Annotated in this window: 18 protein-coding genes and 1 tRNA gene; 15 read left to right on the plus strand and 4 right to left on the minus strand. The window is 63.4% G+C overall.

Features of this window, described 5'->3' with window-relative positions:
• The first annotated feature begins 209 nt into the window (after positions 1 to 209).
• The 15 genes from def to AB4Y32_RS00385 all read left to right on the plus strand — a co-directional run bounded on the left by def (position 210) and on the right by AB4Y32_RS00385 (position 12,810).
• Positions 210 to 713, plus strand: coding sequence for a peptide deformylase (def, locus tag AB4Y32_RS00315; protein WP_368719441.1), 504 nt, complete (start codon positions 210 to 212; stop codon positions 711 to 713).
• Between the two features lie 4 nt (positions 714 to 717).
• Complete coding sequence (fmt, locus tag AB4Y32_RS00320) at positions 718 to 1,701, plus strand: methionyl-tRNA formyltransferase (protein WP_368719442.1); 984 nt, start codon at positions 718 to 720, stop codon at positions 1,699 to 1,701.
• Between the two features lie 101 nt (positions 1,702 to 1,802).
• Positions 1,803 to 2,444 (plus strand): LysE family translocator, encoded by a 642-nt coding sequence (locus AB4Y32_RS00325; RefSeq protein ID WP_368719443.1) that lies wholly within the window; start codon positions 1,803 to 1,805, stop codon positions 2,442 to 2,444.
• A 104-nt stretch (positions 2,445 to 2,548) separates the two neighbouring features.
• Complete coding sequence (htpX, locus tag AB4Y32_RS00330; protein WP_368719444.1) at positions 2,549 to 3,406, plus strand: zinc metalloprotease HtpX; 858 nt, start codon at positions 2,549 to 2,551, stop codon at positions 3,404 to 3,406.
• A gap of 234 nt (positions 3,407 to 3,640) precedes the next feature.
• Positions 3,641 to 5,065, plus strand: coding sequence for a 16S rRNA (cytosine(967)-C(5))-methyltransferase RsmB (rsmB, locus tag AB4Y32_RS00335; RefSeq protein ID WP_368719445.1), 1,425 nt, complete (start codon positions 3,641 to 3,643; stop codon positions 5,063 to 5,065).
• Positions 5,062 to 5,652, plus strand: a complete 591-nt coding sequence (locus AB4Y32_RS00340; protein WP_087732236.1) for a DUF4390 domain-containing protein — start codon at positions 5,062 to 5,064, stop codon at positions 5,650 to 5,652. The genes rsmB and AB4Y32_RS00340 overlap by 4 nt, the downstream gene beginning before the upstream one ends.
• Entirely contained in the window at positions 5,642 to 8,056 is a 2,415-nt protein-coding gene (locus AB4Y32_RS00345; protein WP_368719446.1) for a sensor histidine kinase, read from the plus strand. The genes AB4Y32_RS00340 and AB4Y32_RS00345 overlap by 11 nt, the downstream gene beginning before the upstream one ends.
• Positions 8,057 to 8,746, plus strand: a complete 690-nt coding sequence (gene esaR, locus AB4Y32_RS00350) for a response regulator transcription factor EsaR (protein ID WP_368719447.1) — start codon at positions 8,057 to 8,059, stop codon at positions 8,744 to 8,746.
• A gap of 81 nt (positions 8,747 to 8,827) precedes the next feature.
• Positions 8,828 to 8,903, plus strand: a tRNA-Phe gene (locus AB4Y32_RS00355).
• Between the two features lie 359 nt (positions 8,904 to 9,262).
• Positions 9,263 to 9,994 carry a 7-cyano-7-deazaguanine synthase QueC gene (gene queC, locus AB4Y32_RS00360; RefSeq protein WP_368719448.1) on the plus strand — a complete coding sequence of 244 codons (732 nt, stop codon included), beginning with the start codon at positions 9,263 to 9,265 and terminating at the stop codon, positions 9,992 to 9,994.
• Between the two features lie 47 nt (positions 9,995 to 10,041).
• Positions 10,042 to 10,674, plus strand: a complete 633-nt coding sequence (gene queE / locus AB4Y32_RS00365) for a 7-carboxy-7-deazaguanine synthase (RefSeq protein WP_368719449.1) — start codon at positions 10,042 to 10,044, stop codon at positions 10,672 to 10,674.
• Positions 10,675 to 10,683: 9 nt separating this feature from the next.
• On the plus strand, positions 10,684 to 11,127 hold the full coding sequence (gene queD, locus AB4Y32_RS00370) for a 6-carboxytetrahydropterin synthase QueD (RefSeq protein WP_090863571.1): 444 nt from the start codon (positions 10,684 to 10,686) through the stop codon (positions 11,125 to 11,127).
• A 50-nt stretch (positions 11,128 to 11,177) separates the two neighbouring features.
• Complete coding sequence (locus tag AB4Y32_RS00375; protein ID WP_368719450.1) at positions 11,178 to 11,315, plus strand: hypothetical protein; 138 nt, start codon at positions 11,178 to 11,180, stop codon at positions 11,313 to 11,315.
• The gene (locus tag AB4Y32_RS00380; protein WP_368719451.1) at positions 11,312 to 12,094 is read left to right on the plus strand and encodes an HpcH/HpaI aldolase/citrate lyase family protein; all 783 of its coding nucleotides are present in this window, start codon (positions 11,312 to 11,314) and stop codon (positions 12,092 to 12,094) included. The genes AB4Y32_RS00375 and AB4Y32_RS00380 overlap by 4 nt, the downstream gene beginning before the upstream one ends.
• A complete protein-coding gene (locus tag AB4Y32_RS00385) occupies positions 12,091 to 12,810 on the plus strand; it encodes a tetratricopeptide repeat protein (RefSeq protein ID WP_368719452.1) in 720 nt (239 codons plus the stop codon). The genes AB4Y32_RS00380 and AB4Y32_RS00385 overlap by 4 nt, the downstream gene beginning before the upstream one ends.
• A gap of 65 nt (positions 12,811 to 12,875) precedes the next feature.
• Here the strand turns inward: AB4Y32_RS00385 and rodA are convergent, their stop codons facing one another.
• The 4 genes from rodA to mreC all read right to left on the minus strand — a co-directional run bounded on the left by rodA (position 12,876) and on the right by mreC (position 18,240).
• The gene (gene rodA / locus AB4Y32_RS00390) at positions 12,876 to 14,024 is read right to left on the minus strand and encodes a rod shape-determining protein RodA (RefSeq protein WP_368719453.1); all 1,149 of its coding nucleotides are present in this window, start codon (positions 14,022 to 14,024) and stop codon (positions 12,876 to 12,878) included.
• Between the two features lie 10 nt (positions 14,025 to 14,034).
• The gene (gene mrdA / locus AB4Y32_RS00395; RefSeq protein WP_368719454.1) at positions 14,035 to 16,467 is read right to left on the minus strand and encodes a penicillin-binding protein 2; all 2,433 of its coding nucleotides are present in this window, start codon (positions 16,465 to 16,467) and stop codon (positions 14,035 to 14,037) included.
• 172 nt (positions 16,468 to 16,639) lie between these two features.
• Positions 16,640 to 17,152, minus strand: coding sequence for a rod shape-determining protein MreD (mreD, locus tag AB4Y32_RS00400; protein WP_152760463.1), 513 nt, complete (start codon positions 17,150 to 17,152; stop codon positions 16,640 to 16,642).
• Positions 17,149 to 18,240 (minus strand): rod shape-determining protein MreC, encoded by a 1,092-nt coding sequence (gene mreC / locus AB4Y32_RS00405; RefSeq protein ID WP_368719455.1) that lies wholly within the window; start codon positions 18,238 to 18,240, stop codon positions 17,149 to 17,151. The genes mreD and mreC overlap by 4 nt, the downstream gene beginning before the upstream one ends.
• Positions 18,241 to 18,253 lie beyond the last annotated feature (13 nt).

Genomic DNA, 18,253 nt, shown 5'->3' on the forward strand with positions numbered 1-18,253 from the left:
TCGCCATGCTAAAATTTTCATCATCCGAAATAAACCGAAACCACTGCTGCGCCGCGTTCGCGCGCGCCGGCCGACATGCGTTTGGGCATTGAATCGATACGGTTCGGTCACCATCTATCGTGTGCGTGTCGCGATCGGCGAACAACCTGGCCGAATGGCTATTGCGCGACTGTGTTCAACTGCGTCGGCGCCCAATCAATTTCAGGACCATGGCTTTACTCAACATCCTCAATTACCCGGACAAGCGTCTGCACAAGATCGCAAAGCCTGTCGAAAAGGTCGATGACCGTATCCGCAAGCTCGTTGCAGACATGGCCGAGACCATGTACTCCGCGCCCGGCGTAGGCCTCGCGGCAACTCAAGTCGACGTGCACGAGCGCGTGATCGTGATCGACGTGTCGGACGCGCACGACGAGCTGCGCGCGTTCATCAATCCGGAAATTCTCTGGTCGAGCGACGAAAAGAAGATCAACGAGGAAGGCTGCCTGTCGGTGCCGGGCATCTACGACAACGTCGAGCGTGCCGAGAAGGTGCGCGTGCGCGCGCTGAACGAGAAGGGCGAAACGTTCGAGATCGACTGCGAAGGGCTGCTCGCCGTCTGCATCCAGCACGAAATGGATCACCTGATGGGTCGCGTCTTCGTCGAATATCTGTCGCCGCTCAAGCAGACGCGCATCAAGAGCAAGATGAAAAAGCTCGCGCACGCGATGTGACGCCATGAGCCATTCGTTGCGCGTCATCTTTGCCGGCACGCCGGAATTTGCCGCCGCGGCGCTCGCCGCAATTCACGAGGCCGGCTTCCCGGTGCCGCTCGTCCTCACCCAGCCGGACCGCCCGGCGGGCCGCGGCATGAAATTGCAGACGAGCCCCGTGAAGCGGTATGCGCAGGAGCACGGCATCGAGGTCGCGCAGCCGCCCTCGTTGCGCCGTAACGGCAAATTCCCCGCTGAAGCCACGGCCGCCATCGACCAGTTGCGCGCCACGCCGCACGACGTGATGGTGGTGGCCGCTTACGGTCTGCTGTTGCCGCAGGAAGTGCTCGATATTCCGCCGCACGGCTGCATCAACATTCACGCTTCGTTGCTGCCGCGCTGGCGCGGCGCCGCGCCGATCCACCGCGCGATCGAGGCGGGCGACGCGGAAACGGGCATCACGCTGATGCAGATGGACGCGGGCCTCGATACGGGCGCGATGATTTCCGAAGTGCGCATGACGATCCACGACACCGATACGACCGCGACGCTCCACGACCGTCTCGCCGAAGCGGGCGCGAAGCTGATCGTCGATGCGCTGATCGAACTGGAGCGCAACGGCAAGCTCGCATCGACGCCTCAGCCCGCCGAAGGCGCGACTTACGCCGAGAAGATCGGCAAGCACGAGGCGGTGCTCGACTGGCGCCGTCCTGCGGCGGAACTCGCGCGGCAAGTGCGCGCGTTCGATCCGTTCCCCGGCGGCGCGGCGGCGCTCGACGGCTCTGTGCTGAAAATCTGGTTGGCGTGCGCAGCCGAAGCGACACGCAAAGCGGAGCCGGGCACGATCGTCGATGTGTCGCCGGAAGGCGTCGTCGTGGCGTGCGGCGAGGGCGCGCTGCGCATCGCGCAACTGCAAAAGCCGGGTGGCAAACGCCTTGCCGTGCGCGATTTCCTGGCCGGCTCGACGCTCGCTGCGGGCCAGCATTTCGACCTCGTACAGCCACAATAAGCGACAGGTTATCGGGGGCGCAATCTGCCGTTCGGCCAGGTCACGCCGACTTCCTGTGGCGCGTTAGAATCTTCGATGCAACCCTGCCTGAAGAGGTTTCCATGTTCGGCATCACCCATTTCGAGTTCTTCATCGCCGCCGTTTTTCTGCTCAACGTCACGCCCGGCCCCGACACCGCTTACATCGTCGGCCGAAGCGTCGCGCAAGGGCGCGGCGCGGGGCTGATGTCGGCGCTGGGCATTTCGGCGGGGTGTTGCGTGCACTCGCTCGCCTGCGCATTCGGGCTGACAGCGCTGCTGGCCGCGTCCGCGACGGCATTCACCGTGATCAAGTTCGTTGGCGCGATCTACCTGATCTACCTTGGCGTTCGGCTCATCCTGACGAAGCCGGAAGCTGCCGAGGCCGTGGGCGCTGCGCGCGCGACCGGCGCGCCGAAGTCGCTGCGCCAGCTTTTCCTGCAAGGATTCTGGACCAACGTACTGAACCCGAAGGTCGTGCTGTTCTTCGTGTCGTTCTTTCCGCAATTTGTGTCCGCAGGCAGCGATCACAAGACCTTCGCGTTTCTCACGCTCGGCGTCGTTTTCGTCGTGATGAGCATGGTGTGGAACAGCTTTGTCGCGTGGATTGCGGGCAGCGTCACGCGCAAGTTCTCCGGTAAGCCGGGCGTCAAGAAGTGGCTGGATCGCGGCGTCGGCAGTGCATTCGTGGGGCTTGGCATCAAGCTCGCCACGGCAACGCGGTGATTGAATTTTTCCCGCCCGTCCATATCTAACAGTTCGCTTACAATCGTTCGCCGCAAATTGGCGGCACCAATAAAGAACCGCGTGACGGGCAAGGAGTTCTGGATATGTTCAACTGGGTTAAAACCGCGATGCTGATGGCCGCAATCACGGCGCTCTTCATCGTGATCGGCGGCATGATCGGCGGCCAGCGCGGCATGATGCTCGCGTTGCTGATCGCGCTCGGGATGAATTTCTTTTCGTACTGGTTTTCGGACAAGATGGTCTTGCGCATGTACAACGCGCAGGAAGTGGACGAAACGAGCGCGCCGCAGTTCTACCGGATGGTTCGCGACCTGGCGACGCGCGCCAATCTGCCGATGCCGCGCGTCTACCTGATCGACGAAGAACAACCCAATGCGTTCGCGACGGGCCGCAATCCCGAACACGCCGCCGTGGCCGCGACGACGGGTATTCTGCGCGCGCTGTCGGAGCGTGAAATGCGCGGCGTGATGGCGCACGAACTCTCGCACGTGAAGCACCGCGACATCCTGATCTCGACCATTTCGGCAACGATGGCAGGCGCGATTTCAGCACTGGCGAACTTTGCAATGTTCTTCGGCGGTCGCGACGAGAATGGCCGTCCGGCAAACCCGATCGCGAGCATCGCCGTCGCGCTTCTCGCGCCGATCGCGGGCGCGCTGATCCAGATGGCGATTTCGCGGGCGCGCGAGTTCGAGGCGGACCGTGGCGGCGCGCAGATTTCGGGCGACCCTCAGGCGCTCGCGTCGGCGCTCGACAAGATTCACCGCTATGCGAACGGCATCCCGTTCCCGACGGCCGAGGCGCACCCGGCCACCGCGCAGATGATGATCATGAATCCGCTGTCGGGCGGCGGCATCCAGAACCTATTCTCGACGCACCCGTCCACCGAGGAGCGCATCGCGCGCCTGATGGAGATGGCACGCACGGGGCGCTTCGACTAAGCGCGCCCGCATCGTTCTGCCAGGCATCCCGCGACGGAAGCGCAAACAGGGGCGAGGAGACTCGCCCCTGTTTCTTTCTGGCTCGAAATCCGCGCCATCGCTGAAAAAGGCTCGATCGGGAAAAGACGGGCATTCAAAGGCCATCGAAGGCCGCGCGCCAGTCCCCCGTCGGCGTCACGCTACAATGTGGCGTTTGCGCGACACCCTCCGTAAGCGCCCGTTTCCCGCCTCTTCATGACCCGAAAGCCTTCTCATCGTCCCATTTTGCCGCCGCGTTCGCGCGACACCCGTCTGTCGACGTTGCATCTCGCGCCAGAATCGCTCGGCTTCGCGCTCGACTGCGCAGCCCAGGCAGTCGGCGCAGTTCGCCAGGGCGCGGCACTGCCCGCAGCCCTGCATTCGATTTTCATGTCGCTGCCGGAAGGTGTCGCGGCGGCATCGCGTGGCGCCGTGCAAGACATCGCTTACCGGACGATGCGCCGGCTCGGCACCGCCGAATGGCTGGTCGCGAAACTCGTGCGCAAGGCCCCGCCGCCGCATGTCGGACACGTGCTGGTCTGTGCGCTCGCGTTGCTAGTCGATGAAGAGAGCAACGCTGCCTACGCGCCGTTCACGGTCGTCGATCAGGCGGTGAATGCGATCGGCGCGCGGCGCGAGTTTGCGTTCGCGAAGGGGCTGGTCAACGCGGTGCTGCGCAATTTTTTGCGTGAGCGCGAAACGCGGCTGGCCGACGCGCAGAACGTTGAAGTCGCGCGCTGGAACTACCCCGTCTGGTGGATCGACGCCGTTCGCAAAGCGTGGCCCGATGCGTGGCAAGACATCCTCACCGCCGGCAACTGCCAGGGCCCGCTGACGCTGCGCGTGAATGCGCGTCACGCGACGGTCGATGCGTATCTGCAAACGTTGCGCGAGCATCAGATTCCGGCGACGCAGATTGGCGATCACGCTGTTCGTCTCGACGCGCCGATGCCCGTCGATCGCATTCCGGGCTTCAACGAAGGCGTGGTCTCCGTGCAGGACGCGGGTGCGCAGCTCGCGGCGCAATGGCTCGGCGTGCGCGACGGCATGCGCGTGCTCGATGCGTGCGCCGCGCCCGGTGGCAAGACGGGACATCTGCTCGAACTCGCGAACATCGACCTGATCGCGCTCGAAAGCGACGCGACGCGGGCGCGGCGTATCGGCGAAAACCTGCAGCGTCTGAAGCTGAACGCTCATGTGCGCATCGGCGATGCAGGCAATCCCACGCAATGGCATGACGCCGCCGATCAGCCATTCGATCGCATTCTCGCCGACGTGCCGTGCTCCGCGTCGGGCATCGTGCGTCGTCATCCGGACATTCGCTGGCTGCGACGCGCGTCGGATATTCCCGCGCTCGTCGAAGAACAGCGCCGCATTCTCGAAGCGCTGTGGCCGCTCGTCAGACCGGGCGGCGAATTGCTGTACGTTACGTGCTCGATCTTTCCCGAAGAAGGCGAGTTGCAGGCCCAGTGGTTTGGAAACCGACACGCGGATGCGGTACGATTGGACGCGCCGGGGCAACTGCTCCCAGCAGTCGCCCGCGCGCCCGCCGACGTTTCGGCTGGTTCCCGCGCCGGACAAAGCACTGGTTCGAGCTTAGACCACGACGGATTCTTCTACGCGCGCTTTCAGAAACGGTGATCATCAAACGCTTCCTTCCGCTACGGCTTGCGGCCGCGCTCTGGATTGCGCTGGCCCTTTGCCTGACGGCAGCCGGACCGGCGCGTGCCGAATCGATCGCCGTGCAACGTGCGTCCCTGCAATCCGACGGCAGCGGGTGGAGCCTCGACGCGCGCTTCGACTTCGAGTTGAACAGCAATCTCGAAGATGCCGTCAACAAGGGCATACCGCTTTACTTCACAACGGACTTCGAACTGAGCCGGCCGCGCTGGTACTGGTTCGATGAACAACCGGTGAGCGTATCGCAAAGCATTCGACTATCGTTCCAGCCGCTCACGCGCGAGTACCGCGTATCGACGGGCGGCCTGCAACTCGGCTTCGCCTCGCTCAACGAGGCGCTGGCCGTCATCAAGCATGTCACGTCGTGGCATGTGATCGATCGCAACCAGGTTCATGCGGGAGAAACGTACAACGCATCGGTGCGCATGCAGCTCGATATCGCATTGATGCCCAAGCCGTTCCAGATCGACGCGGTCAACAACCGCGACTGGAACCTTGCTTCCGACTGGAAGCGTTTTACTTTCACGGTGACCGAACGTGCTAAATAAAGTGCGCCGCGCCACCAGTGTCAGCAGCGTCGTCGTCCGGTTGCTCGTGTCGACGGTGGCCGTCACGGCCGTCCTGCTGCTCGTGCTGCTCGCGGCGGCGAGCGCGAACACCGAGTTCTTCGACCGCTATTACGGCTGGCTCTACGCGGCCAATGTCGTGGTTGCGCTGATCTTCATGCTGATCGTCGCGGTGCTCGTGGTGATCATCGTCACGCGATTACGCAAGGGCAAATTCGGCACGAGGCTGCTCGCGAAGCTCGCGTTCTTCTTCGCGCTCGTCGGCGTGGTGCCGGGCGGCATCATTTACATCGTGTCGTATCAGTTCGTGTCGCGCAGTATCGAGTCATGGTTCGACGTGAATGTCGAAACCGCGCTCACATCCGGGCTGAATCTCGGACGCGGGATGCTCGACGCATCGCTGTCCGATCTGCAGACGAAGGGCCGTCTGATGGCCGAGCAGCTCGCGAGTGCCGATTCCGCAGGGACGACGCTCACGCTTTTGCGTCTGCGCGATCAGTTCGGCGTGCAGGACGCGACGATCGTCGAGCCGGCGCGCAGCATGTCGGGCGCGGCGCCGGACATGCACGTCGTCGCGCAGGCGACGAGCAACTATGCATCGCTCGTGCCGAGCGACCTGCCCACGCCGATGATGATCGATCAGGCGCGCGGCCGCGGCTTCGCGTCGATCGAAGGCGAAGTGGACGGCGACCCCAAGGCGCGCGGCGCAAAGGGCGCATTGCGTCTGCGTATCGTGCAGCGCATTCCCGACACCAACGCGTCGCTGCTGCAGCCCAACGAGCGCTTCCTGCAACTCACGCAGCCGGTTTCGCAGACATTGGCGCGCAATGCGGATGCCGTGCAGCGCGCGTATCGCGAGTACCAGGAGAAGGCGATCGGGCGCACGGGCTTGCGCAAGATGTACATCGGCACGCTGACGCTCGCGCTCTTTCTCGCGACCTTCATCGCGATGATGCTTGCGCTCGCGCTCGGCAATCAGCTTGCGCGGCCGCTCTTTCTGCTCGCGCAGGGCACGAAAGAAGTGACGGAAGGCGACTACACGCCGAAGCGCGAAATCAAGTCGCGCGACGAACTCGGCTTCCTCACGCAGTCGTTCAACGCGATGACGCGCCAGTTGTCGGAAGCGCGCGCAGCCGTCGAGGCCAACCGCGTCGCGCTCGAACATTCGAAGGCTTACCTCGAAAGCATTCTTGCGAACCTGACGGCGGGCGTGTTCGTGTTCGACAGGCAGTTTCGTTTGATGACGGTCAATCGAGGCGCGGAGCGCATCTTCCGCCAGCCGTTCGCGTCGATGCTCGGTTCGTCGCTCGATCGCATCGGCGTGTTGAGCGAATTCGGCTCGATGGTGCGCAAGGCGTTTGCCGATCTCGAAGCGGCAGGCGGCGATCAGGACGACACGGGACACTGGCAGCAGCAGATGGCCCTGCAAATACCGGGCGAAGCCGATCCGCTGACGCTGCTTGCGCGCGGCGCGCGGCTCGTGTCGGCGGCGGGCAACGACAGCGACGATGAAGAGACGTCTGGCTATGTCGTCGTGTTCGACGATATTTCCGATGTGATCTCCGCGCAGCGTTCGATCGCATGGGGCGAAGTCGCGCGGCGTCTCGCGCACGAGATCAAGAATCCATTGACGCCGATCCAGCTTTCCGCCGAGCGCTTGCAGATGAAGCTCTCCGACAAGCTCGCGCCGTCGGATGCCGAAGTGTTGAAACGTGGCGCTACTACAATCGTGAATCAGGTCGCGGCGATGAAGCAGATGGTCGACGATTTCCGCGACTATGCGCGCACGCCGCCAGCCGTGCTCGCGAATCTGCAACTGAACGAACTCGTGAGCGAAGTGCTCACGCTGTACGGAATCGAAGAGGGCAAGAGCGCGATTGTCGTCGAAATGGCGGACTTGCCCGTTATACGCGGAGACGCGACGCAATTGCGTCAGGTGATCCATAACCTGCTGCAGAACGCGCAGGATGCTGTCGCCGATGTCGAGCACCCCCGTGTGTTGCTCGAGACGAGGACAGTAGAATATGGCGATCCCGATGCGGACGGCAAAGTGAGCGTCGCGGTGCGATTGACCGTGTCGGACAACGGTCCGGGCTTCCCCGCGCGCATTCTCACGCGCGCGTTCGAACCTTATGTGACGACCAAAGCCAAAGGTACAGGTCTCGGACTTGCCATGGTCAAGAAGATCGTCGATGAACACGGCGCACGAATCGATATACGCAATCGTCTGAAAGCGGGCGACGTAATCGAAGGCGCGCAAATTTCCATCCTCTTCCTTCAACTCGCAGATAACAATGCTGCGGCGCCTGGAAGCGGGCCGCAGGCGGCGCATGGCAGCGCGCCGCAGGGAAAGACAAAAGCAACAGTGCAGACAAGGGCAGCGTAAATGGCAACCATCCTGGTGGTAGATGATGAAATGGGCATCCGGGAATTGCTCTCGGAGATCCTGAGCGACGAGGGACATGTCGTGGACGTCGCGGAAAACGCGCAGGAGGCGCGTGACTACCGGCTTCGTCAGGCACCCGATCTGGTGCTGCTCGACATCTGGATGCCCGATACCGATGGCGTAACGCTGCTCAAGGAGTGGGCCGCGCAAGCGCTTCTGTCGATGCCCGTCATCATGATGTCGGGCCACGCGACCATCGACACCGCTGTCGAAGCGACGAAGATCGGCGCGCTCAACTTCCTCGAAAAGCCGATCGCGCTGCAAAAGCTGCTGAAGGCCGTCGAGCAGGGGCTCGCGCGCGGCAGCGCGTCTCCCGCCGCGGGCGGCATGTCGGCCAAGCCGGCGATGGCGGCGAATGCGTCGGCTGTGGCATCGGCGGCGGCGCTGCCGATGATGTCCGCGGACAACCTGGGCGGCGGCATGCTGTCGGCACAGACGGCGTCGATTTCGTTCGATATCCCGCTGCGTGACGCACGCGATGCGTTCGAGCGTGCGTACTTCGAGTATCACCTCGCGCGCGAGAACGGCAGCATGACGCGCGTCGCGGAAAAGACCGGGCTCGAACGCACGCACCTGTATCGCAAGCTCAAGCAGTTGGGCGTCGATCTCGGCAAGAATAAGGGCGAGTAGGCGAAGCGATTTCGGCAGGAAGTTTTTTCGGGAAGGGCTTGAGAATCAGAAAGTCACTTGCTATACTCTCGCTTCTTCGTTGGCCCGGTAGCTCAGTTGGTAGAGCAGCGGATTGAAAATCCGCGTGTCGGTGGTTCGATTCCGCCCCAGGCCACCAGGATTCGGCCCCAGGAAATCGCAAGATTCCTGGGGCTTTTCCTATGTGCGGTTGATATGCCGACTCGCCGCAGAACATCGCGCGGCGGCCGCGAGCGGGCCCGGGCTCCGCGTGATAAAATTATGTTTTATCAAGGACTTGCCACGTGTTCTTCGCAAGTCCTTTTTCGTTTCAGGTCCGAGGCATCGTGCGGCGTGAAACTCCTTGGCGGACAATTAGCGGTATAGATCCAGGCAGCTTGGCGCGTGAAGGCAGCAGCCTATACTGCTTGAGCCGGCATCTGTGCCGGCCCGCGTGCCGCAAGGCGAGGCTACCTGGCACCGCTTGTGCGCGGCATTCAACATACACGGAGTTTCGCAGTGACCCGCAAAGACGCCAAGAGTAGCGCCCTGGTGCTGTTTTCCGGTGGGCAGGATTCGGCAACGTGTCTCGCCTGGGCGCTGGATCGGTACGAAACAGTCGAAACGCTGGGCTTCGACTACGGGCAAAGGCATCGGGTCGAGTTGGAATGCCGCGAGGGTTTCCGCAGCGCGGTGAGCTGCACCTTCCCCGAGTGGGGCGAACGGCTCGGCGACGATCACATGATCGATCTGTCCGTGCTCGGCTCGATCAGCGAAACGGCGATGACGCGCGACATCGAGATTCACGCGGCCTCGAATGGCCTGCCGAACACGTTCGTGCCCGGCCGCAATCTGATGTTCATGACGATTGCGGCGGCAATTGCGTATCGTCGCGGGTTGCGCGTGCTGGTTGGCGGAATGTGTGAGACGGACTTTTCCGGCTACCCGGATTGCCGCGACGACACGATGAAGGCGCTGCAAGTCGCGCTGAATCTCGGCATGGACAGCCGTTTCGTGCTGGAGACGCCGCTGATGTGGATCGACAAGGCCGACACGTGGCGTCTCGCGCATACGCTGGGCGGTGACGCATTGGTCGAACTGATCCGCATCGAAACGCACACGTGCTATCTCGGCGAGCGCTCGGAGTTGCATGCGTGGGGTTTTGGCTGCGGCGAGTGCCCTGCGTGCCGCTTGCGCAAGCGCGGGTACGAAGCGTATCTGAACGGCGAGCAGGTCACGGAACCTGCCTAAGCGAAAGAGAGATCAACAGGCTTCATGGAGCATCAGGCAGAAGCAGCATGACGTACGCGGTCAAGGAAATTTTCTACACGTTGCAGGGCGAAGGCGCGAACGCAGGGCGCCCGGCCGTGTTTTGCCGGTTCGCCGGATGCAATCTGTGGTCGGGCCGTGAAGAAGATCGCGCCGACGCCGTGTGCAAGTTCTGCGATACCGATTTCGTCGGCACAGACGGCGAGAACGGCGGCAAATTCCGCACGCCCGAAGAACTGGCCGCGAAGATCGCTTCGCTGTGGCCGGAAGGCGAAGGCCAGCGCTTTGTGGTGTGCACGGGAGGCGAGCCGATGTTGCAGATCGATCAGCCGTTCGTCGACGCGCTGCACGCGGCCGGCTTCGAAATCGCCATCGAGACGAACGGCTCGCTGCCCGTGCTCGACACGATCGACTGGATCTGCGTGAGCCCGAAAGCCGACGCGCCGCTCGTGCAGACCAAAGGCAACGAACTGAAAGTGGTCGTGCCGCAGGAGAACCAGCGCCTCGCCGACTACGCGAAGCTCGACTTCGACTATTTCCTCGTGCAGCCGATGGACGGCCCTTCGCGCGACATCAACACGAAGCTCGCGATCGACTGGTGCAAGCGCCATCCGCAGTGGCGTCTGTCGATGCAGACTCACAAGTACCTGAACATTCCCTGATTTGCCGTGCTGACGATTACCCGAAAACTCGAATTCGACGCGGGCCACCGCATTCCAGATCACCGCAGCCAGTGCCGTAATCTGCACGGGCATCGCTACGTGCTCGAAATCACGCTGCAAGGCGATCTCGTCGAAACGGAAGGCGCGCCGGATCGCGGCATGGTGATGGATTTCGCCGACGTGAAGGCGCTCGCGAACGAGCATCTGGTCGACAAGTGGGATCACGCGTTCCTCGTCTATGAAGGCGATACGCAGGTGCGCGGTTTTCTCGACTCGATGGCCGGTCACAAGACGGTCGTGCTCGACCGCATTCCGACCGTCGAAAACCTCGCGGCCGTTGCGTTCGAGATTCTCGCGAACGTCTACGACGCGCACTACGGCGTCAATCTGCGTCTGCACAAGGTACGTCTGTATGAGACGCCGAATTGCTGGGCCGACGTGGTCCGCGACTAGACGGTTTATTGTCAAGGTATGATCGTTTCGATAATCACACGGAGCGAGACATGCCGGTCACCGCGATTTGCAGCGGGCGCCACGCCCGCCACAATGACGATACCTTTCACGTCGGCCGTTCGGGCCGCGTAGTCTTTCGCTCAAGCCTGTCCGCGGCCGCGTTCGACGGCGACGGAGGCGCGCAATGAGCACGTTCACGAATCCACTCAAGCTGCGCCTGAGAGAGCCGGACCCGCTCTTCGGCTTGTGGCTGTCGCTCGGCAGCGACAGCGCCGCCGAAGCGCTCGCGCACGCCGGTTTCGACTGGCTGCTGATCGATATGGAGCACGCGCCGAACGACAGCATCGACGTGACGGGACAATTGCGTGCAATTGCGGCAGCGCATCTGCCTACCGAGCCCGTCGTTCGCTTGCCCGCCATTGAGCCGTGGCTCGTCAAGCGCGTGCTCGACGCGGGCGCGCGTACGCTGATGTTTCCGAACATCGAGACGGCTGACGAAGCGGCCCATGCCGTCCGGCTGACCCAATATGCGACTTCGGAAGGACCGGACGGCCTGCGTGGCGTGGCAGGCGCGGTTCGTGCAGCGGCATACGGAATGCGACGCGACTATTTGCAGAACGCGAACGCGCAAATTGCCACGATCGTGCAGATCGAGTCGACGCGCGCGCTCGAGCATCTGGAGCAGATCGCGGCGACGCCGGGGATCGATTGCCTGTTTGTCGGGCCGGCGGATCTCGCAGCGAGTCTCGGTCATCTCGGCGATTCGAAACACCCGGAAGTTCAGGACGCGATGAAGCACATTCTGGATGTTGCGCATCGGGCGCGCGTCGCGACGGGCATTTTTGCCATGGATGTCGCGAGCGCGCGGCAATACCGGTCGGAAGGCTTTCGTTTCATCGCGCTCGCCGCCGACGTAATGTGGCTGTTGCGCACCACGCGACAGGCATTGCAGGAGGTTCGGTCATGAAGCTGTTGTCGTTGAGCGCGGCGCGCATAGCAGGTTGCGCGGCTCGCGCTGTCGTATTGACCGCGTTGGCGGCGGGCGCGGCGGCGCATGCGCAGAACAAGATGCCGCCCGCGTCGGATCTGGAAACGCAAACGGCCGTCGCCGATTACAACGCCGGCAACTTCACGTCGGCGCTCGCCGAGTTTCGCAAGGCCGCGCAGCGCGGCAGCCGTCTCGCCGAATTCAACTACGCGATGATGTTGCTCAACGGCGAAGGTGGCCCCGTCAATGTCGAAGAAGGCAAGAAGTGGCTGCGCAAGGCCGCTGACGCCAACATGTCGCATGCGCAATACGTGTACGGGAAGATGTACGATGACGGCGAGTTCGTCACGCGCGATCCCGTGGAGGCGCATCAATGGTTTCTGAAGGCGGCGCAGCAAGGGCACATTCAGGCCGAACTGGCGCTCGCGAACCAGTTTCTCGACGGACGCGGCACCGCGCGCGATAACCAGCAGGCGTTCGTCTGGTACAAGAAGGCGGCCGAGGGCGGCGACATGACTGCGCAGTATGTGACGGGCTCGTTTTACGAGCGCGGCGGCGACGGTGTTCCGCAGAATCTGAACGTGGCGCGCGCCTATTACGCGGCGGCCGCCGCGCAGGGCGATCCGGCGGCGCGGCTCAAGTATCAGCAACTGAGCGCGCAACTGCGCGAGTCGCACGAAGCGAAGCCTCAATAAAAAACAGCGCCTGACAATTTTCAGGCGCTGTTTTGCTTTGCGGATAGGAACGTAGGACTCGCGGATTAACTCTGCATCAGACGCTTCTGCCGCCCGACGTTCATGATGAGACCAACCGCAAAACCGAGCGTCGTCAGCGCAGTGCCGCCGTAACTCATGAACGGCAAAGGCACACCCACCACGGGAAGAATCCCGCTCACCATGCCGATGTTCACGAACGCGTAGGTGAAGAAGGCCATCGTCAGCGATCCGGCAAGTAATCGGCCGAACAGCGTCGCGCCATTCGCAGCGATGTACAGACCGCGTGCGATCAACGCCATATAGAGCGTCAACAGAACGACGCCGCCCGCCAGGCCGAATTCCTCGGCGAACACCGCGAAGATGAAGTCGGTGTGCTTCTCGGGAATGAACTCGAGGTGCGCTTGAGTGCCTTTCAGCCAGCCCTTGCCGAGCGGCCCGCCCGAGCCGATCGCGATCACGGCCTGAATCGTATGGAAGCCTTTGCCGAGCGGGTCGGATGTCGGATCGAGCAGCGTGCAGATGCGGTGCTTCTGATAATCGTGCATCAGCGGCCACTGCACTTCCGGCTGACAGATCTTGTTCTGGAAAGTCGCAATCGCGCCGACGGCAATCACGCCCGCAACCAGCACGGGGACGATCAGCTTGAAGCTCAGTCCCGCGAAGTAGATGACGAAGAGCCCCGACGCGAACACGAGCACGGCCGTGCCGAGATCGGGCTGCTTCGCAATCAGGCCGACGGGCACGGCGAGAATGATCAGACCGACGATGTAGTCCCACCAGCGGATATTGCTCTCGCGCCGCTGGTAGTACCACGCGAGCATCAGCGGCGTCGCGATCTTCAGAATCTCCGACGGCTGGATCACCACCCCGACATTGATCCAGCGCTTCGCGCCCTTGCGCGTCAGGCCGAACATCGCGACGGCCACGAGCAACGCGACCCCGAATGTGTAGATGGGAACGGCGAAGCGCATCAGCGTCGTCGGCGGGATGTTTGCCAGCACCCACATCAGCACGAACGTCAGGATGATGTTGCGCAACTGGTCTTCGACACGTCCGGGCATGTCGATGCTCGCGCTGTAGAGCGTCACGATGCCGACGCACAGCAGCAGGAATACGATCAGTGCGAGCGGCCGATCGAAGCCCGCGAACATGTTCTTGATGCGATCGAGCCAGGCGCGCTTGTCGATTTGCATGCCTTTCTCCTTACTCGTCGATGCCGCCGGACACAGGACCGCGCGGGGCGGCCTGCGATTCGTCGTTACGCGATGGCGCAGCGGCGGATGGCCGCGCTTCGCTGGCCGGGCGGGGTTTGCGTGGTGACTTGCGCGCGTCGGAGGCCTTGATGGGGGCCGCAGCCGTGGTCGATGTCGCGACGGACGCCGCCGCCGATGGCGCGGCCGTTGCCGACGCGCCGCGCGGCGCCTTGGCGGATTTCGCGGATTTCGCAACCGAAGCGGGCACGGGTGCAGCTGCCGACCCTGAAGCCGACGCAGCCGGTGCCGAAGCCGCCACGGCACCTGAGGCCCCAACGCCCGCCGCATTCGCGCCGGACGCATCCGATGCGGGCGCGGCATGCGGCGTCGATGCGCCCACGGGCAGCGGCAGTGCAGTGAAGCCCGCCGCGACCGACACAGGCTGAATCTCGCCGTTGGGCGCGGGCGGTGCGCTGCCAATGACAGGCGCCGAAGTTTCTTCCGTCGCTGATGCAGCCGCCGTGACGGCCGCGGCCTCGACGCCTGGCTTCGCGCGGTCGACGAGGTAGTAGTCGAGCACGCGACGCGCGATCGGGCCCGCCGCTTGCGCACCCCAGCCGCCGTTTTCGACGATCAGCGCGAGCGCGATCTTCGGATTGTCGGCGGGCGCGAACGCGATGAAGAGCGCGTGGTCGCGCAGATTTTCAGCGAGTGCGTGACCGTGATACTTCTGGCCTTGCAGCGAGAACACCTGCGCCGTCCCCGTCTTGCCCGCCGACAGATACGCGGCATTGCGGAACACCTGGTACGCAGTGCCCGACGGGTTCATCGTCACGTTTTCCATGCCGCGCTTGATGACGTCGATGTCCGACTGCTTCACGTCGATGTGTCCGTCGTCCTTCGGCACGGTGGCGCGCAGCGCACGGGTGATCGGATTCTCGATTTCCTTCACGAGGTGCGGCTTCATGACGGTGGCGTTGTTCGCGAGTGTCGCCGTCGCGTGCGCAAGTTGCAGGATCGTATACGAGTTGTAGCCCTGGCCGATGCCGAGGCTGATCGTCTCGCCTTCGTACCATTTCTGCTGCTCGGGCTTGCGGTACGCCTTGCGCTTCCAGTCCGTCGAAGGCAGGATGCCGCGCGCTTCGCCGGCAATGTCGATGCCCGTTATCTGGCCGAAGCCCCACGGCTTCATGAAGTTCGCGATCGCATTGACGCCGAGATCGTGCGCGAGCATGTAGAAGTACGTGTCGTTCGACACCATGATCGCGCGGTTCATGTCGATCCAGCCTTGGCCTTGCGGCACGTCGTTGCGGAACGTGTGGCCACCGAACGTGTACGAGCCCGGGTCCTGGAAGCCCCATTGCGGCGTGCGCTTGTGCAGCGTCAGCGCGGCGAGCGCCATGAACGGCTTGTACGTGGAGCCAGGCGGATAGGTGCCGTGCAGCGGACGGTTGAGCAGCGGGTGATCGGGTGAGTTGTTCAGCTCGTCCCAGGTCTGCTGGTCGATGCCGTCGACGAACGCATTCGGATCGAAGCTCGGCGCCGACACGAACGCGAGCACGTCGCCCGTCGACGGTTCGATCGCGACCAGCGCGCCGCGGCGTCCCGCGAACGCCTGCTCGGCGACCTGCTGCAAGCCGATATCGAGCGACAGCACGAGGTTGTTGCCCGGTGTCGCCTGCGTGCGCGAGAGCGTGCGCACGGGCCGCCCGCCCGCCGTGACTTCGACTTCCTCGAAACCCGTCAGGCCGTGCAACTCCGTTTCGTAGCTCTGCTCGACGCCGATCTTGCCGATGTAGTCGGTCCCCTTGTAGTTGTTCGCATCGAGGCGCGGATCGTAGTGCTCGGGATCGCTGTCGTTCTGATCGCTGGCATCGTCGATGCGGTCCTGGTCGCGCTGCGAAATGCGGCCGATATAGCCGATCACGTGCGCAGCCGTCGGCCCGAGCGGATATTGGCGGAACAGCCGCGCGCGCACTTCAACGCCCGGAAAGCGGAAGCGCTGCGCGGTGAAGCGCGCGACTTCGTCGTCGGTGAGGCGCGTGCGGATCGGCAGGCTCTCGAAGTTCTTCGAGTCCTCCAGCAGCTTGCGGAAGCGCCGGCGGTCGCGCGCATCGATGTTGACCACGGTCGACAGATTGTCGATCACGTTGTCGAGCGAGTCGTTCAGCTTCGACGGCGTGATTTCGAGCGTGTACGCGGAGTAGTTCCTCGCGAGCACGACGCCGTTGCGGTCCGTGATGATGCCGCGGTTCGGCACGATGGGCGCGACTGAGATGCGGTTCTCGTCGGCTTGCAGCGAGTACTTGCTGTAGTGCCAGACCTGCAGGAACAGGAAGCGGAATGCAATCAGCCCAAAGCAGACGAACACGAACAGCCCCGCCGCCGCGACGCGCAGGCGGAATTTCGTGAGCTGCTGCTGGGTGTCCTTGAATTCGGTCATGCGGTTGGGCAGGGGTTGCCGGTTATGCGGTTTGATTCAGTTCGACGGTCATGCGCCAACGCGCAGCCGGCCTTGGCGCCGCTTCGTCTTGCCGCGAAGCGCGTTGCGCCGCCTGACGATCGTGAAGGCGGCAATACAGTGGCGCGTTCATCAGCGAGCGGGCGGCGCGTGGTCAGATGGGGCGCGTGTCGTCCGGATCGGCGGGACGGCGCTGCGGCATCAACAGCAGAATGCTCGCGATGGGCCAGAGCGCGGCCTCGACGAAACCGTCGATCAGATAGCCCCAGCCCGGAAACGATGCACCCGTCAGCAGGCGGATCACGAAGGGCACGAGTTGCGCGACGACGAGCAGCGGCATCACGGCGAAAATCTGCACGCCGATCGGCATCCACAGCACGCGGCGATGGATCGTGATCGCGCCATACGAGAGCAGCGTGTATGCGAGCGCGTGTTCGCCGAGCAGGCTTGCGTTGTGGACATCCATCAACAGGCCGAGCATGAACGCGATGCCCATGCCGACTTTGCGCGGCTGATGCACGTTCCAGAACAGCAGCACGAGCGCGACGAAATCGGGTATGCCGATCAGGCGTCCCCACGGCATCATGTTCAGCAGGAACGCGGCGGCCAGGCTGAAGGCGATGAAGTAGGGATTGACGGGCTGCAGGATGTACTGCGGGCGATTCATTGCTGGGCCCCTTGCGCGGCTTGCGGCTTCGCGTTCTTTTCGGCGGCTGGCTTCTTCTCGGTCGTGGCCTTGCCGGCGGGCTTGACCGACGACGCGGGTTTTGCCGCAGCCGCCGCTGCGGGCGTCGACGCGGCCTGCGCCGGCTTCGCGTCTTTCTCGCCAGGCTTGCCTTTCTCCGGCGCTTTCGCGTTCTTCTTTTTCGCTTCCTTCGCGGCGGCGGCCGGATCGGGTTCGTCGGCGGGACGCGGCGGCACGGTGGTTTCGTAGTGCAGGACAAGCAGATCGCGAGCACCGCGCACAGGGGCGATCGGCTGGCAGACCACGCGCGCGAAAGCCGTATCCGCCTGCTTGTCGACGCGCACGATCTTCGCGACGGGCAGCCCCGGCGGATACACGCCGTCGAGACCGCTCGTCACCAGTTCATCGCCTGCGAGCACGTCGGCGCTGATCGGCACGAAACGCAGATCGAGCGCGTCGCCCTTGGGCGTGCCATAGATCACGCTGCGCAAGCCAGTGCGGACGATTTGCACGGGCACGGCCTGATCCTTGTCGGTGAGCAGCGTGACTTCCGATTGCATCGGGAACACGCGCGTCACCTGGCCGATCACGCCGTCTTCGTTGACGACGGGCGAACCACCCTTGATGCCCTGCTGCGAGCCGCGGCCGATCACGACTTTCTGCGTGAACGGATCGCGCGTGTCGTACTGGATTTCGGCGGGAATCGATTGCGTCGTCATCTTCTGCGACAGCTGCAACAGATTGCGCAGATGCGTATTTTCAACGCCGAGCTGCGCGGCCTCGTTGGCCTGTTGCGACAACTGCAGATTGCGCGTGCGCAGCCTCGCGTTTTCATTGCGCAGCGTGGCGCCCGTGACGGCGAGATCGGCGGCGCCCATGAAGATGTCACGCGGCACGAGCGCCGCGCGCTGCAACGGATATAAGCCCGTGCCGAGCACGCCGCGAACGATCTCGAGCGTATTGAAGCGCGCGTCGGAAATGAGCAGGGCGAGCGCCACCAGCACGAAGAAAATCAGTCGTGCGAGCGCCGAGGGGCCTTGCTTGAATAGTGGCGGCGGACTGTATTCCATGGTCGCCGGGAGT

Origin of the sequence: Paraburkholderia phymatum (assembly GCF_040965635.1) — a bacterium.
Classification (GTDB): domain Bacteria; phylum Pseudomonadota; class Gammaproteobacteria; order Burkholderiales; family Burkholderiaceae; genus Paraburkholderia; species Paraburkholderia phymatum_B.